Annotated in this window: 14 protein-coding genes and 1 pseudogene; 11 read left to right on the top strand and 4 right to left on the bottom strand. The window is 31.9% G+C overall.

Translation table 11 applies throughout. The annotated features are described in order from the left end of the window. Nucleotides 1-263: 263 nt before the first annotated feature. The 9 genes and pseudogenes from ACREWB_RS09260 to ACREWB_RS09220 form a co-directional block, all read left to right on the top strand. Nucleotides 264-353, top strand: a pseudogene (locus tag ACREWB_RS09260) (IS200/IS605 family transposase); the annotation flags it as partial. A gap of 18 nt (nucleotides 354-371) precedes the next feature. After that, complete coding sequence (locus ACREWB_RS09255; RefSeq protein WP_431547188.1) at nucleotides 372-488, top strand: helix-turn-helix domain-containing protein; 117 nt, start codon at nucleotides 372-374, stop codon at nucleotides 486-488. A gap of 21 nt (nucleotides 489-509) precedes the next feature. Next, on the top strand, nucleotides 510-1,115 hold the full coding sequence (locus ACREWB_RS09250; protein WP_431547187.1) for a lactate utilization protein: 606 nt from the start codon (nucleotides 510-512) through the stop codon (nucleotides 1,113-1,115). 193 nt (nucleotides 1,116-1,308) lie between these two features. After that, the gene (locus ACREWB_RS09245) at nucleotides 1,309-3,051 is read left to right on the top strand and encodes an ABC-F family ATP-binding cassette domain-containing protein (protein WP_431547185.1); all 1,743 of its coding nucleotides are present in this window, start codon (nucleotides 1,309-1,311) and stop codon (nucleotides 3,049-3,051) included. A gap of 212 nt (nucleotides 3,052-3,263) precedes the next feature. Beyond that, the gene (gene dpaL / locus ACREWB_RS09240; protein ID WP_431547184.1) at nucleotides 3,264-4,484 is read left to right on the top strand and encodes a diaminopropionate ammonia-lyase; all 1,221 of its coding nucleotides are present in this window, start codon (nucleotides 3,264-3,266) and stop codon (nucleotides 4,482-4,484) included. A gap of 143 nt (nucleotides 4,485-4,627) precedes the next feature. Further along, entirely contained in the window at nucleotides 4,628-6,127 is a 1,500-nt protein-coding gene (locus ACREWB_RS09235; protein ID WP_431547183.1) for a phytoene desaturase family protein, read from the top strand. Between the two features lie 111 nt (nucleotides 6,128-6,238). Continuing rightward, nucleotides 6,239-7,126: a fructose bisphosphate aldolase gene (locus ACREWB_RS09230; RefSeq protein WP_431547182.1), complete on the top strand. Its 888-nt coding sequence runs from the start codon at nucleotides 6,239-6,241 to the stop codon at nucleotides 7,124-7,126. Between the two features lie 205 nt (nucleotides 7,127-7,331). Further along, the gene (locus ACREWB_RS09225; RefSeq protein WP_431547180.1) at nucleotides 7,332-7,715 is read left to right on the top strand and encodes a BlaI/MecI/CopY family transcriptional regulator; all 384 of its coding nucleotides are present in this window, start codon (nucleotides 7,332-7,334) and stop codon (nucleotides 7,713-7,715) included. Between the two features lie 5 nt (nucleotides 7,716-7,720). Next, nucleotides 7,721-9,316, top strand: coding sequence for a M56 family metallopeptidase (locus ACREWB_RS09220; protein WP_431547179.1), 1,596 nt, complete (start codon nucleotides 7,721-7,723; stop codon nucleotides 9,314-9,316). A 102-nt stretch (nucleotides 9,317-9,418) separates the two neighbouring features. Here ACREWB_RS09220 and feoB read toward each other — a convergent pair whose 3' ends face one another. Then, on the bottom strand, nucleotides 9,419-11,569 hold the full coding sequence (gene feoB / locus ACREWB_RS09215) for a ferrous iron transport protein B (protein WP_431547178.1): 2,151 nt from the start codon (nucleotides 11,567-11,569) through the stop codon (nucleotides 9,419-9,421). Nucleotides 11,570-11,635: 66 nt separating this feature from the next. Beyond that, nucleotides 11,636-11,875, bottom strand: a complete 240-nt coding sequence (locus ACREWB_RS09210; protein WP_431547177.1) for a FeoA family protein — start codon at nucleotides 11,873-11,875, stop codon at nucleotides 11,636-11,638. A gap of 181 nt (nucleotides 11,876-12,056) precedes the next feature. Here ACREWB_RS09210 and ACREWB_RS09205 point away from each other — a divergent pair, with 181 nt between their 5' ends. Next, nucleotides 12,057-12,527, top strand: a complete 471-nt coding sequence (locus ACREWB_RS09205; protein WP_431547176.1) for a metal-dependent transcriptional regulator — start codon at nucleotides 12,057-12,059, stop codon at nucleotides 12,525-12,527. A 77-nt stretch (nucleotides 12,528-12,604) separates the two neighbouring features. Here ACREWB_RS09205 and ACREWB_RS09200 read toward each other — a convergent pair whose 3' ends face one another. Next, the gene (locus ACREWB_RS09200; protein ID WP_431547175.1) at nucleotides 12,605-12,952 is read right to left on the bottom strand and encodes a cupin domain-containing protein; all 348 of its coding nucleotides are present in this window, start codon (nucleotides 12,950-12,952) and stop codon (nucleotides 12,605-12,607) included. A gap of 118 nt (nucleotides 12,953-13,070) precedes the next feature. Next, entirely contained in the window at nucleotides 13,071-13,412 is a 342-nt protein-coding gene (locus ACREWB_RS09195) for a carboxymuconolactone decarboxylase family protein (protein ID WP_431547174.1), read from the bottom strand. Nucleotides 13,413-13,626: 214 nt separating this feature from the next. Here ACREWB_RS09195 and ACREWB_RS09190 point away from each other — a divergent pair, with 214 nt between their 5' ends. Next, nucleotides 13,627-13,812 carry an alpha/beta-type small acid-soluble spore protein gene (locus ACREWB_RS09190; protein WP_431547173.1) on the top strand — a complete coding sequence of 62 codons (186 nt, stop codon included), beginning with the start codon at nucleotides 13,627-13,629 and terminating at the stop codon, nucleotides 13,810-13,812. Nucleotides 13,813-13,975 lie beyond the last annotated feature (163 nt).

Below are 13,975 nucleotides of genomic sequence, written 5' to 3'. Positions count from 1 at the left end.
AGCCTCTAAATCTTTCTTTACTGACGCTACACTTGGCATAATAAGACCTCCGTAATCCTTCATATAGTCTTATTATAACCAAATATTTAGAAAATATTAAATTTCAACATCTATCTTAAACATAGCCAAAATAAAAAACCAACCTCATTAAGGGGTTGTTTTTTATCTAAAAGGTGCAGTCAAGGGTGCATTTGGGATATGGGGGTTATTATAGCACACTATTCTAATAACTCCACATACACAAACAATGATATAATGAAATCATAGAAAATAAATATAGAACAACGAAGACCGCAGTAAGTTTAATAAATTATCATTTCATATTTTGCCCAAGGTATAGAAGGGAAAATTTTCAATACCGAATGTAGGTAATAAATGAAGTAAAGGTAGGCGGTAATAAGATGAAGGTTATTAAAAGTTTAGATATTGAACGGCAAACATTATATAACAAAATAAAAGAGTATAAAACTAGCAGTTACAGAAAATAGATTGGAGGATTTAGTAAAACTATGAATATTGAAAAAACAATTAATGCACTTAAGAAAAATAATTATGAGGTAAACTTCTTTAAAACCGCTGAAGATGCGGCACAGTATTTAGACAGTAGTCTTAATGACCAATATATTGGATTTGGTGATTCTGATACTATGCTGCAGATGAAATTATTTGATAGGATTGCTTCGCACAACAAGGTTGTTGATCCTAAGCATTTGGCACTAGGGAAAACATTTAACGATACTGCAATAGAGTGCCTGACAACAGAAATTTTTTTGACCTCAGTCAACGCCCTCTCAGAATCAGGAGAGTTTGTTAATATTGATGCCACAGGTAATCGTGTAGCTGGATCACTATTCGGTCATAAAAAGGTATATTTTGTTGTCAGTACAAATAAAATAACGCAAACACTAGAAGAGGCTATTTGGCGTGCTCGTAACATTGCTGCTCCTCGTAATGCTATGAGATTAGGACTTAGAACCCCATGTGCAATAAAAGGAGATCGTTGTTATAATTGTTCCAGTCCAGATCGTATCTGTAATGGTCTTGTAATTTACTATAAAAAGATGAATGACATGGATATGGAAGTCATATTGATAGATGAAGAGCTTGGTTTTTAATGTAACTGATATCGCGAGAAGTATTAATATGTAACGATTGAACTTAGTCGTAAAAAGTGTTATAATATCAATGGTAAACTCAGTAGAATGTGTTTACTACACAAAAAGCAAGTGTAATATTGCAATTGAGAATAGAATATAATAAAGAGCTTATTTTTATAGGCTCTTTTTTAGTGATAAAGAGAGGTAAAATATGTTAAAAATTGATAGCTTGTCCTACTCATTCCCGCAAAAGGATCTATATAATAACATTTCATTTACTTTAGAAGATGGTCAGCATTGTGCTTTTATAGGAACAAATGGCAGCGGAAAAAGTACACTTATAGATATAATTATGGATCCAGAAAAATATATGTTCGATGGTGAGCTCACCATGGACCCAAATTGTAGAATTGGGTATGTAAGTCAATTCTCACAACAGGGCGAAACAAAAGAAATTACAGTTTTCGAATATATAGGGGAAAAATTTATTAAGTTGCAAAATAAAATAGCATCTATTTGCATCGAAATGGAAACATCTTCGGATATTGATTCACTACTAGAAAAGTATCAACAAACACTAGACGCGTTTGATGCTATTAATGGGGATGATTTCGAAAACCGTATTAATAAAAACTTGAATCTTGCAAACTTAATGAGGTATAAAGATCTAATGATATCTGAACTTAGTGGTGGGGAATTCAAGCTTATTCAAGTAATTAAGGAAATGCTAAATAGTCCAGACTTAATGATTATGGATGAGCCCGATGTGTTTTTAGACTTTGAAAACCTTGTTGCTCTTAAAAATCTAATTAATTCGCATAAAGCAGCAATGTTAATTATTACGCACAACAGATATATATTGAATAATTGTTTTAATAAAATTTTGCACCTTGAAAACATGGAACTCCAAGAGTTTGATGGAAACTATATTGATTATAACTTTTCACTACTTCAAACTAAAATTGAACTGCAAGAATTAGCTATTTCTGATAATGTAGAACTTGAGAGAAACGAGAAGTTAATAAAAAAACTAAGATTTCTCGCAACTGAGTACGATCAATCTTCTAAAGGAAAATCTCTAAATGCTAGAGTTAAAATTCAAGAAAGATTAGAAAAAAGTAGAATTAAAGCGCCATTTGTAGATATTAAACAGCCGAATATAAGTTTAGTTTCGAATAATGAAATGGCCGAAACCATTGTTTTAAAGGTTAGTGATTACAGTGTTAGCTTTGATGATACACTTCTAGAAAATGTTAACTTTGAGATTAAATCTACTGATAAAGTAGCCATTGTAGGTTCAAATGGTACAGGGAAAACCACAATGCTTCAAGAAATATTTAAAAATAATCATGATTCTATTGATATAAATGAAGAGGTTGAAGTGGCTTATTTATCTCAACTTCAAGGTAAAACACTAAATGAGTCTAATACCATACTTGAAGAGTTCCTGGGTGCTGGGTTTAAAACTAATCAAGAGGTTTGTGAATATATTTTTGGTTATGGATTTGAAGAAGAAGGAGCCATTAATCAAAAGATAGGGTCTTTGTCTGGTGGAGAAAAGAATATACTTCAATTGGCAAAAGTGTCTGCTAGTAAAGCAAACATGTTGCTTCTTGATGAGCCCACAAGTCATTTAGACACCTATTCACAAATAGCATTGGAAAAAGCAATAGAGAACTATAAAGGTGCGATTTTAATGATTTCTCATGATTTCTATTCTATAGTAAACTGTATGGATTATGTTTTAATGATTGAAGATAAGACAATTAGAAAAATGAGTATGCGGAAATTTAGAAAGATGATTTATGCTAGTCATTTTGACAGAGACTATTTAGAAATTGAACAAAAGAAAAAAATAGTTGAAACAAAAATAGAATTGGCTTTAAAAGATACTGATTTTGAGCTTGCAAAAGTTTTATCGCAGGAGTTAGAAGAGCTGATTAAGTTACTCTAAATACATAAGACCTAATTTGCAACCCCCTTGCTTCATATAAATTAGAGGCAGGGGGGGTATTTGCAGTCTAGGTCTTATTTTTATATTCATGTAAAAATAAGCTAAAAAAGAAGAATATAAGAATTATATTTACTATATGAAAAATTTACAATATAATAAGTTTATTAAAATAAAAAAATATTAATCGATTACATTGAAGTGGAGATGAGTAAATGCAAAAAATAACAAATAATATTGAATTTATAGTTAATGGAAAGTATGATGCTAAAGAGGAAAGATGCGCAGAATTTCTATCTGTAGAACAATTAAAAAAAGTTAGACATATTCATGACAGTATTCCTGACTGCACGGCTACTCCTTTAGTACAATTAAAAAGTTTATCTGAGCACCTTGGAGTAAGAACAATATTTATTAAAAATGAATCACAAAGAGGAGATATAAACTCATTTAAAATACTAGGAGCTACTTATGCTATTTCTAAGTTAGTTTGTGACAAGCTAGGACTTGAGGTTTTGAATGTTACTTTTGATTACTTAAAATCTGAGAGCGTTCACTCGAAAATTAAGAATATGACTTTGGCTACTTGTTCTGATGGAAATCATGGTAGAGGTGTAGCTTGGACAGCTAAAGAATTAGGCTTAAAAGCAATAATATACATGCCTAAGGGAACAGTAGAAAGCAGGGTGAAAAACATAGAAGCATTAGGAGCAACTGTTATAGTTACTGAATTTAACTATGATGATACTGTAAGATATGCAAATAAAATGGCAACTGAGAACAATTGGTATATAGTACAAGATACTTCATGGGAAGGTTACGAAGAAGTTCCGAAGACTATTCTTCAAGGATATTCAACTATGGGAATGGAAGCAATAGAACAACTAGAAGCTGCAGGTTATAAAAAGCCAACGCACTTGTTTGTTCAAGCTGGTGTTGGTGCAATGGCGTCCGGTGTAACAGGAGCTATATCAAATTATTATAATGGAGATATGCCCACTACACTTATAATGGAGCCTAAAAATGCAGCATGTTACTTTAAGTCTGGTGAAATGAATGATGGTACTGCTTATACAGTAGGTGGATCATTAGATAGTATTATGGCAGGACTTGCATGTGGAGAACCTGTTCCAGCTGGATGGGAAATAATAAGAAATTTCGCAACTGGTTTCTGTAAATGTGCTGATAGTGTAACTGCTTTAGGAATGAGAATTCTTGGTAACCCTATTGGAAAGGACGTGCGAGTAATTTCTGGAGAGTCAGCAGCAATAGGTGCTGGAGTACTTTCACTTCTAATGACTAATCCTGAGTATAGCTTAGTAAAGGAAAAGCTTGGACTTAACAAAGATTCTGTAGTATTAATGTTCAGCACAGAAGGTGACACTGATCCAGTAAATTATAGGGATATAGTATGGAATGGTGCGTATCCACTATAACAAAATGAAAGAGTATAATATATTTTTTATTTAGTGTAAGTTCTAAAAACTAAAAGATAAGGCTGATATTTAGTATATTGTATATAAAATAGTCAAAGATAAGATATAGGTAAATTTTATATACAAAAGGAGTAGAAGTTAAGGTGAGGAAAAAAATTATAATTGTAGGAGCTGGGGTAGGAGGTCTAGCCACAGCTGTAAGGATGCTAAGTAGAGGATATGAGGTAAAAATTTATGAAAAAGAAAAAAGAATTGGTGGAAAGGTCAATATTATAGAGGAAGATGATTTTCGTTTTGACTTAACAGCATCTATTTTAATGCGTCCTGAAGAGTATAAGGAGGTATTTAGCTTTGCGAATAAAAACTGGGAGGATTATCTTCAGTTTATAAGCGTAGACCCTATATATAGAGTTAATTATGCTGACGGAAGTAGGTATGATTTTTCTAGGGATTTGGTTAAATTAATAGAGACTTTGGAATCAATTTCTAAACCAGATAGTGTAGGGTATTTGAAGTTTTTAGGTGATTCCTATGAAAAATATCTTATTGCTAACAAGTATTTTTTGAATAAATCTTTTATTGTACCAAAGGATTTTTTTAATCCACTTACTATGAGTATGGCCCTAAAGAGTAGAACTCTCTCCAATACATACAATTATGTATCAAAATATATCAAAAATGAAAAACTTCGTGAATTTCTGTGTTTTCAAGCATTATATGTAGGCATATCTCCTTTTAATGGTCCCAATATCTACACCATAGTTCCAACTATATCAGAGCTATATGGTGTTTGGCATCTTAAAGGTGGTATGTATTCATACATAAAAGCGCTTGAAAAACTTATATATGAATTAGGCGGTACTATAGAAACAGAAACAAACATAGAAGAAATATTAATTTTAGATGGAGTTGCCACTGGCATAAAAACTAGTAATAAAATTGAAAAATCAGATATAGTCATATGTAATGCTGATTTTCCATATGCTGTGACAGAGCTTATCAAAGATAAAAAAGATAAGGGCGAATATGATGATGAAAAAGTATCTAAAATGAAATATTCCTGTTCTACATTTATAATGTATCTTGGTCTAAATAAAAAGTACCCTCGGCTCCAAGTACATAATCTTTTTTTAGGAGAGGATTTTAAAAAGAATGTTGAAGCACCTTTTGAAGGTAAATTGCCAGAAAAACCATCTTTGTATATCTATTGCCCAAGTAGAATTGATGAAACTATGGCGCCTATTGATAAAGAGAATTTAAACATTATGGTACGTGTACCAAATTTATTATTTGAGGCAATTCACTGGGATGTAAAACTTAAGGGGATTTTGAGAAAACAAATTCTTGAGACCTTAAGTAGAATAAGTGGGTTAGAGGATGTAGAAGAACATATTATATACGAAAATTACCTTACACCTAAAGATTTGAAAGACTCTTTTAATTCCTATGGAGGTACGGCCTTTGGGCTAAGTCACACATTAACTCAAACTAACTACTTTAGGCCTCATTTAAAATTAAAGGAAGTTAAAAACCTTTATTTTGTAGGAAGTTCAGTTCATCCAGGCACAGGTGTATCTATGGTGTTAATCTCAAGCAAACTGGTAGCAGAAGAGGTTTTAAGGTGTCACCCACATTGTAAGTAAAAACACTAGAATGATTAAATTGGAAAATTATAGTAACATCGTTACCTAATGAAGTGGTATAATAAAGTTAAATATATCATTCAGTTATTAAAAATGAAAGGGGATAATTATATGAATCAGGAACAAATGGATCGAATCTATGCTGGAAAAGGATTTATTGCTGCGTTGGATCAGAGTGGGGGTAGTACGCCCACTGCACTTTTGCAGTATGGCATTTCAAAAGACAGTTATTCAAATGATGAAGCAATGTACAATTTGGTACATGAAATGAGAACACGTATTATAACGAATTCTGCATTTAGTTCGGATCATATTTTAGGTGCCATTTTATTTGAAAACACTATGGATCGTAAGGTTCATGATAAATTTACTGCGGATTTTCTTTGGGAGAACAAATGCGTTGTGCCTTTTTTAAAGATCGATAAAGGTCTGGCTGAACTTGAAAACGGTGTTCAACTCATGAAACCGATTCCGAATTTGAAGGAGCTCTTAAAACGGGCGGTTGATAAAAATATTTTTGGAACGAAAATGCGCTCAGTCATTAAAGAAGCAAATCCAGAAGGAATTCGAAAATTAGTTGAACAACAGTTCGATATTGGCAAGAAAATAGCTGAAGTTGGGTTGGTTCCAATTATCGAACCAGAGGTTGATATACACAGTGCGGATAAGGAAAAATCAGAAAAAATATTAAAATATGAAATTTTAAACCAATTAGCAGCCCTTGACAAAGATGTAAAAGTCATGCTGAAACTTTCAATACCGACAGAAGATAACTTCTATCACGATTTATTGGATAATCCGCATATTGTACGTGTTGTGGCTTTATCAGGAGGGTATACTCGAAGTGAAGCAAATGAAAAACTTTCGCATAATCACGGACTGGTTGCTAGTTTTTCACGTGCCTTATCCCAAGGATTGAGCGTTAAACAAACAGACAAAGAATTCAATTTGATGCTAGCCAATTCAATTGGGACAATTTATGAAGCATCCATAAAATAGTAATGTTTATTAAAAAGTTTTTTTATAGAGTATTATTAATCTTCTTATCCTATGATAAGAAGATTTTTTTGCTATTAAAGGGACTTTCTTTGTTCTTTGAGGAAAAAATATTCTAACAATGGAAATATATGTTGACAACACCTAATTACAGTTGTAAACTCAATATATAGATTACAGTTGTAAACGAAGTGGAGGTAGAATAATAATGCGTGAATTTCCTAAAATATCAAATGCGGAGTGGGAAGTAATGAAAATAATATGGAATCATTCTGAAATTACATCAATGGATATTATTAAGGAGCTAAAGGATAAAGTGGAGTGGAAACCAGCTACAGTTAAAACTCTAATAAATAGATTATTAAATAAAAATGCAATTGGCTTTAATAAATTATGCAATGAATATTTATATTACTCTTTGGTGTCGGAAGATGAATGTATAAAATTAGAAAGTCAGTCTTTTATTAATAAGGTATTTGATGGTTCAATCAAGTCTATGATCTTGAACTTTGCTAAATCTGAGCAACTATCTGAAGCTGATATAGTTGAACTTAAAAATATATTGAATAAATCAAGCAATAATGAGGGGTGATGTATGTGAATGTATTAAGTATCTTTGAGATGATTGTACTATCATCATTAATTGGTAGCGTAATTGTACTCATGATATTAATAATTAAAGGTATATTCAAAAATAAATTAAGCCCTAATTTTCACTATTATATATGGTTAATATTAATCATAAAACTAATAATTCATATAGGTCCACAAACTCCTTTAAACATTTCTAATATATATAAAAATTTTTATGTGCAAAGTGCCACAAATGAAACCACACAAATAAACTCTTCAAAACAACTTGATAATTCCAGCTTAGATGGTTCAACATCAATAAGTACCTTAACACCAACAAGTGGAAGTGTAATCGATAACACTATTAACGTACCTCTAAAAGGTGAAATTAATATTGAAAAAGTGTTCTGTTTTATTTGGATATTTGGAGTTCTAATATTAATAGGGACCTTAATTACAGGGCATAAAAAACTTAAAAATATTGTTAGTTCGTCTATAAAAAATATAAATATCATACATAAAGAAATTCTATATATTTGCATGAAGACTATGAATATAAGAAGTGAGGTAGAACTATCCTATTCTGAAAAAATAAGTAGTCCATCTTTATGTGGGATGAATAAACCAAAGATATTAATTCCAATAAGTGTTGCAGATAATGTTTGTGATGAAGAATTTAAGTATATTATAATGCATGAATTAACCCATTTAAAAAACAAGGATATATTTATAAATTGGATAATAACACTATTGTCCATGATTTATTGGTTTAATCCAATTTTGTTATGCGGCTTTCATAAAATGAGACAAGACCTTGAAGTTTCCTGTGATGCAAGCGTAATTTCTTATTTAGATAAAGGGAAAAACCTTCAGTACGGAAATGCAATAGTAAGGGTACTAGAGCTTGCTGGCAACAGTAATAGACTTATGGGCAGCAACAATAGATTAATTGGAACCACTTCAATGGTTATGAATAGTTCAGAAATAAAAAGGAGGATTATTATGATTTCAAAGTATAAAAAGGCAAATGTGAGAAATATAATACTAGGAGCTATTATCGTAGTTATATTAGGAGGCATAGGGGTTGCACTAAATACTTCAAAATCAAAAGCAGAAACACCGGTTAAGGTTGCAGAAGAATTGATTAGAAACATATTTACCGTAGATGCAAGAAAAATTGTTGAATTTAAGTCACTTGATGGACTAACTCCACCAGGAATGGATATGATAGGTGAAGGCATTCCAGAGGGTACTATAACACCACCTAATGAGGAATATACCAAAATTTATCAGTCAATTAATAAAGATATACAACCCTTAATGACAAAAGAAGGATATAAAAATATTATAGCGAATCGATTTAATACTTTTGCTGTCACGATGGGCGCTGATGGTAATTATACAACCCAGGTTACAGACCTTACTTTAGGTGAAAACGTGTATAAAGATGTTAAAGATTATGATAAAGTAAGATACTATTACGAAGTTAAACTTGATTTTATATCTTCAGATGGTAAAACCAAACAAGTAGACACAGGCAGACAAAAAGATACAGCAAAAGGAGTTGTAGAACTAGTAAAAGAAGATGGCACGTGGAAGGTGAGTTCGGTTGGTATGTAAGCGTCAACTATGAATTCAACGCCTGTGCTAATAGCAGACCAGTTGGGTTGTAAATTAATTTGCAACTCAACTGGTCGGCTATTTTTATTAAAGAATATATTACTATATCAAACCTAGTAACCGTACAGTACTTGCAACTATAAAGCAAATAACAATACCTGTGATAGTAGGAATAAGGAATGAAATAACAGTCCACTTTAAGCTTTGAGTTTCTTTTTTGATAGTTAAACATGTTGTAGCACAAGGCCAATGCATTAGTGAAAACAACATGACAGATATAGCAGTTAGCCATGTCCAGCCATTTAAAACCAGAAGATCCTTTAATTGGTTTAAACTATCAAGCTCTAAAATGTTACCTGTAGACATATAGCTCATAATTATTATAGGTACAACTATTTCATTTGCTGGGAAACCTAAAATAAATGCCATTAAAATATAACCATCTAATCCAATAAGTCTGGCAAAGGGATCAAAGAAATTAGCACAATAAGTTAAAACACTTAAATTTCCTATATGAATATTAGCCATTGTCCATATAATAATTCCTGCTGGTGCGGCTACTACAACTGCACGACCAAGTACAAATAGAGTTCTATCAAATATAGACCTTACAATAACTTTACCTATCTGAGGTTTTCTGTAGGGCGGTAACTCTAAAGTAAAGGTGGAGGGGATACCTTTTAATATTGTCTTTGATAAAATTCTAGAAATTAGGAGCGTCATTACAACTCCTAGAACAATCACACTTGTGAGAATTAGTGTAGATATTACAGATTGAAAAGGGCCAACTATAATCCCTGCAAAAAACATAGTGATAATTGCTATAAGGGTAGGAAATCTTCCATTGCAAGGTACAAAATTATTGGTGATAATTGCAATTAGCCGCTCTCTTGGTGAATCAATTATTCTGCAGCCTATTATACCAGCAGCATTGCAACCAAATCCCATGCACATTGTTAATGCTTGTTTTCCGCAAGCACATGCTTTCTTGAAATAATTATCAAGGTTAAAAGCTACTCTAGGTAGATAACCTAAGTCCTCTAAAAGTGTGAACAAGGGAAAGAATATAGCCATTGGAGGTAGCATAACGGCTACTACCCAGGCAAGAGTTCGATACATTCCCTTAACCAATAATCCCTGTACCCAAGAAGGGGTACCGAGCCAAGTGAAAAAATCTGTAAGTATTGCTTCAAACCAAAACAGACCACTGGAAAGTATTTTAGAAGGAATGTTAGCGCCAGTTATTGTAAGCCAAAACACTACACTTAAGAGAAGAATCATAATGGGAATTCCAAACTTCTTAGAGGTGAGATATTTATCGATTTTTCTATCAGTATCATTATAGTTCTTATTTTCAATAGAAACTACGGTACTACTTATTTTTTCAGCAGTTCGCACTATTTGAGAAACAATTTTATCTCGGAATGTATCAGAATCAATTCCCTCTAAATTAAGAGAAGTCCTTATGTCACAAACCTGTTCCATAATTTCATTTTCCTTCGCTAAGTTGAAATTAAGATACTTGTTAATAGAAGATATTAGAGTTGTATCTCCATCTATAAGCTTAAGTGCCACCCATCTTGGATTAAGTTTATTTTGAAGTTGTGATTTGATTGCAGTTTCAACTTTAGATATGGCATTTTCTATCAATTCTTCATATACAATTGTTGTAACACTGGAAGCGTATTTATTAGATGCAACATCTAAAACTGTATCCATTAATTCATTTAAACTCTTTGTCCTAACAGCACTTGTGCCTACTACAGGAACTCCAAGTAGTTTTGAAAGTTCTTGTAAATTTATTGATATTCCTTTTCTTTTTGCTTCGTCCATTAGGTTAACACATACAACAACTTTGGAAGTGATTTCAAGTGTTTGTAGAACAAGGTTTAGGTTTCTTTCTAAACAGGTGGCATCTACTACAATTACCGTTGTATCTGGATTTCCAAAACATATAAAATCTCTAGCAACCTCTTCGTCAACGGAACTTGACATTAATGAATAGGTACCTGGAATATCTACTAAAATAAAATTTGTATTTTTATAAGAATAATTTCCTTGTGCATTTGCTACAGTCTTACCAGGCCAGTTACCAGTGTGTTGATTTAAACCTGTTAAATTATTGAAAACAGTGCTTTTCCCAACATTAGGATTACCGCCTAAAGCTATTATTTTATCATTTGCTGTTATTCTATTAATTCGAAGCTCTTTTTCTAGCACTCCTGCTCCAGTTGAAGCATTGCTTAGACCCATAAACATATCCCCCTAAAAAAATACTGAACTTAACTATATTTTATAATTAGATTTATGAATACTATTCTAAAGTATTTCTACTAATATCATCGATGTTATTTCACTACGAAGAGCAATTACTGCACCTCGAATAAGATAAGCAACAGGATCGCCAGATGGACTTTTGTGTAAGGATTCTATAACAGTATCATCAATTAATCCTAGGTCAAGAAGTCGTCTTCTTAATGAACCATCAGAAATAAGTTTTTTGACTTTACATTTTTTTCCAAGTGGTAAGGAGCTAAGTGGAGTGTAACAAGTATTCATTTAGAAATAAACCTCCTTATAATCTTAAAAAATATTTTACTATTGTACATTTTAATTATATAAATAAAACTTGCTGTTGAGAAAAAAATTTTCCCTACCCTAAAATATGATAAATACTTTTTAAGTGTTACTAATATATATATATAATATGGAATATAATAAAAATAATGGTGGTGATTAAATGGATGATAGATTTCATACTGTCCGTGGATATGAATTACAAAGATTTAATGAAAATTTACTTACCCCTGCATTGGAAGATTACCTTGAGATGATATATAGGAATAGTCTAAATGAAGATTATATTCGGATAAACATACTTGCACAAATGTTAAACGTTAAGGATTCTTCAGCCTCGAAGATGGCAAAAAAACTTGGAGAGCTTGGTCTCGTAAATTATAAAAAATATGGAATTGTAACTTTATCAGATGAAGGTAAAAAATTAGGCGGGCTACTATTAAATAGACATAATATAATAGAAAATTTTTTTTCTTTTATAGGACGAAAGGAGGATGCGTTAGTTCAGGCAGAACTTATAGAGCATGTTATTACTGGCGATACAGTGAAGAATATGCAAACTTTATATGAGTTTTTTAAGAGCAATAAAGATATATTAGAAAAATATACAGATTATAAAAACACATTAGAGTGAGTTATATTTAAATTGCATAACCTCTGGTACAATAGCAGTATATGTAATTTTTATACTGCTATCACCATTTGGTATTATTATTTTTCTCCTTCTTCAGGGACAATACAAATAAATTCTAACTCATCATTACTGTTGTTAACAAATTGGTGAGTTTTGCCAGCAGGAACATAAGCAAAAGAACCTTCTTCTATTTCATAATTTGTTCCATCAAGAAACAGTGTTCCTTTACCTTTTAATATATAATTTACATGAAACCATGGATGTTCATGCTTTGGTGTATTACCACCACTTTTTAGTTTGAAAACTCTCATTACATTTCCTTCCCACCCGTCTTTTGGTGAAATAAGAACCTTTTTAAATGCATCCTTTATACCTTCTCCTTGAAGCTTCATTTCACTAATTTGATCTTTATTAGAAATGATCATAATATTGTACCCCCATTTCGGACTTTACTATTGCATCTAGTAAGTAGTGCATGTATTAGTAAATTCAATAAAAGTTCTCCGAATCCTCTTTTTAGTTAATTATATCAGGTGGAGTTGGTTATTCTGTTTTGTCAATAATATCTCTTAATATTAAAAGGCCCGTCATCATTTTAGGAAAGCCTGAAGTTGGTGCTACTAGAAGCATTGCATGTTCAATTTCATCTTTTGTGCATCCGCTTTTTAGGGCTTTTAAAATATGGGTTCTTAAGGCATATTCATATTGGCTATCAGTGGATAGAGCTATTTTTATGAGCCAACGTGTTTTCTCGTCTAACGGACCGCCTTTTTCGTGAACTAACTTACCATAATTCGAATAGGCATCATAGATTTCCTTATGATTTTCTGTCATATACTTTAAGTTCTCTTCTATAACATCAATATTTTTAATGATATCTTTCATTTTATAACCACCTTATTCTTAATATATTTATAAATATTATTGCCTAATATAATTTAAATAATACCAAACACAAAAATTGTGATTCATTAGGAATATGTTATAAAAATAAACTATTAAACCAAAAATAAGACAGCATATTTATCTGGAATTTGAACATGCTAACAGTAGAAACAAAATACACAAACAAAATATAAAAAAAAGGGAGGAATTTATTATGGCAAATAAAACATTAGTTCCACAAGCAAAAGAAGGTTTAAACAAATTCAAAATGGAATCTGCTAAAGAAGTAGGAGTTAGTCTTAAAGATGGTTATAATGGAGATCTAACTTCAAGAGAAGCAGGCTCAATAGGTGGAAACATGGTTAAGAAAATGGTAGAAAGTTACGAAAAAAACTTATAATAATAAAAAAGAGGACACAGTACTGTGTCCTCTTTCTTTTTTGTGCGCCCGGCATGGGCGCAATCTAACGGGTGTAAGTCCCGAGTGCGGGTTGATAGTGCCAAGCACATAGCCGACACCAAGGGTGTCCTTAGCGATGAGGAATCTGAAGGAAGGTCTAGGC

It is taken from the genome of Clostridium sp., assembly GCF_050717635.1.
Classification (GTDB): domain Bacteria; phylum Bacillota; class Clostridia; order Clostridiales; family Clostridiaceae; genus Clostridium_AD.
Note: the sequence above shows the minus strand (reverse complement) of the source record. Positions and strands in the feature narration are given on the sequence as shown.

What these genes read in the sequence shown, in the direction of transcription:
- feoB (WP_431547178.1), bottom strand. Translation starts at nt 11,569, where the DNA reads ATGGGTCTAAGCAATGCTTCAACTGGAGCAGGAGTGCTAGAAAAAGAG.
- ACREWB_RS09200 (WP_431547175.1), bottom strand. Translation starts at nt 12,952, where the DNA reads ATGATCATTTCTAATAAAGATCAAATTAGTGAAATGAAGCTTCAAGGA.
- ACREWB_RS09225 (WP_431547180.1), top strand. Translation starts at nt 7,332, where the DNA reads ATGCGTGAATTTCCTAAAATATCAAATGCGGAGTGGGAAGTAATGAAA.
- ACREWB_RS09210 (WP_431547177.1), bottom strand. Translation starts at nt 11,875, where the DNA reads ATGAATACTTGTTACACTCCACTTAGCTCCTTACCACTTGGAAAAAAA.
- ACREWB_RS09230 (WP_431547182.1), top strand. Translation starts at nt 6,239, where the DNA reads ATGAATCAGGAACAAATGGATCGAATCTATGCTGGAAAAGGATTTATT.
- ACREWB_RS09190 (WP_431547173.1), top strand. Translation starts at nt 13,627, where the DNA reads ATGGCAAATAAAACATTAGTTCCACAAGCAAAAGAAGGTTTAAACAAA.
- ACREWB_RS09205 (WP_431547176.1), top strand. Translation starts at nt 12,057, where the DNA reads ATGGATGATAGATTTCATACTGTCCGTGGATATGAATTACAAAGATTT.
- dpaL (WP_431547184.1), top strand. Translation starts at nt 3,264, where the DNA reads ATGCAAAAAATAACAAATAATATTGAATTTATAGTTAATGGAAAGTAT.
- ACREWB_RS09195 (WP_431547174.1), bottom strand. Translation starts at nt 13,412, where the DNA reads ATGAAAGATATCATTAAAAATATTGATGTTATAGAAGAGAACTTAAAG.
- ACREWB_RS09250 (WP_431547187.1), top strand. Translation starts at nt 510, where the DNA reads ATGAATATTGAAAAAACAATTAATGCACTTAAGAAAAATAATTATGAG.
- ACREWB_RS09245 (WP_431547185.1), top strand. Translation starts at nt 1,309, where the DNA reads ATGTTAAAAATTGATAGCTTGTCCTACTCATTCCCGCAAAAGGATCTA.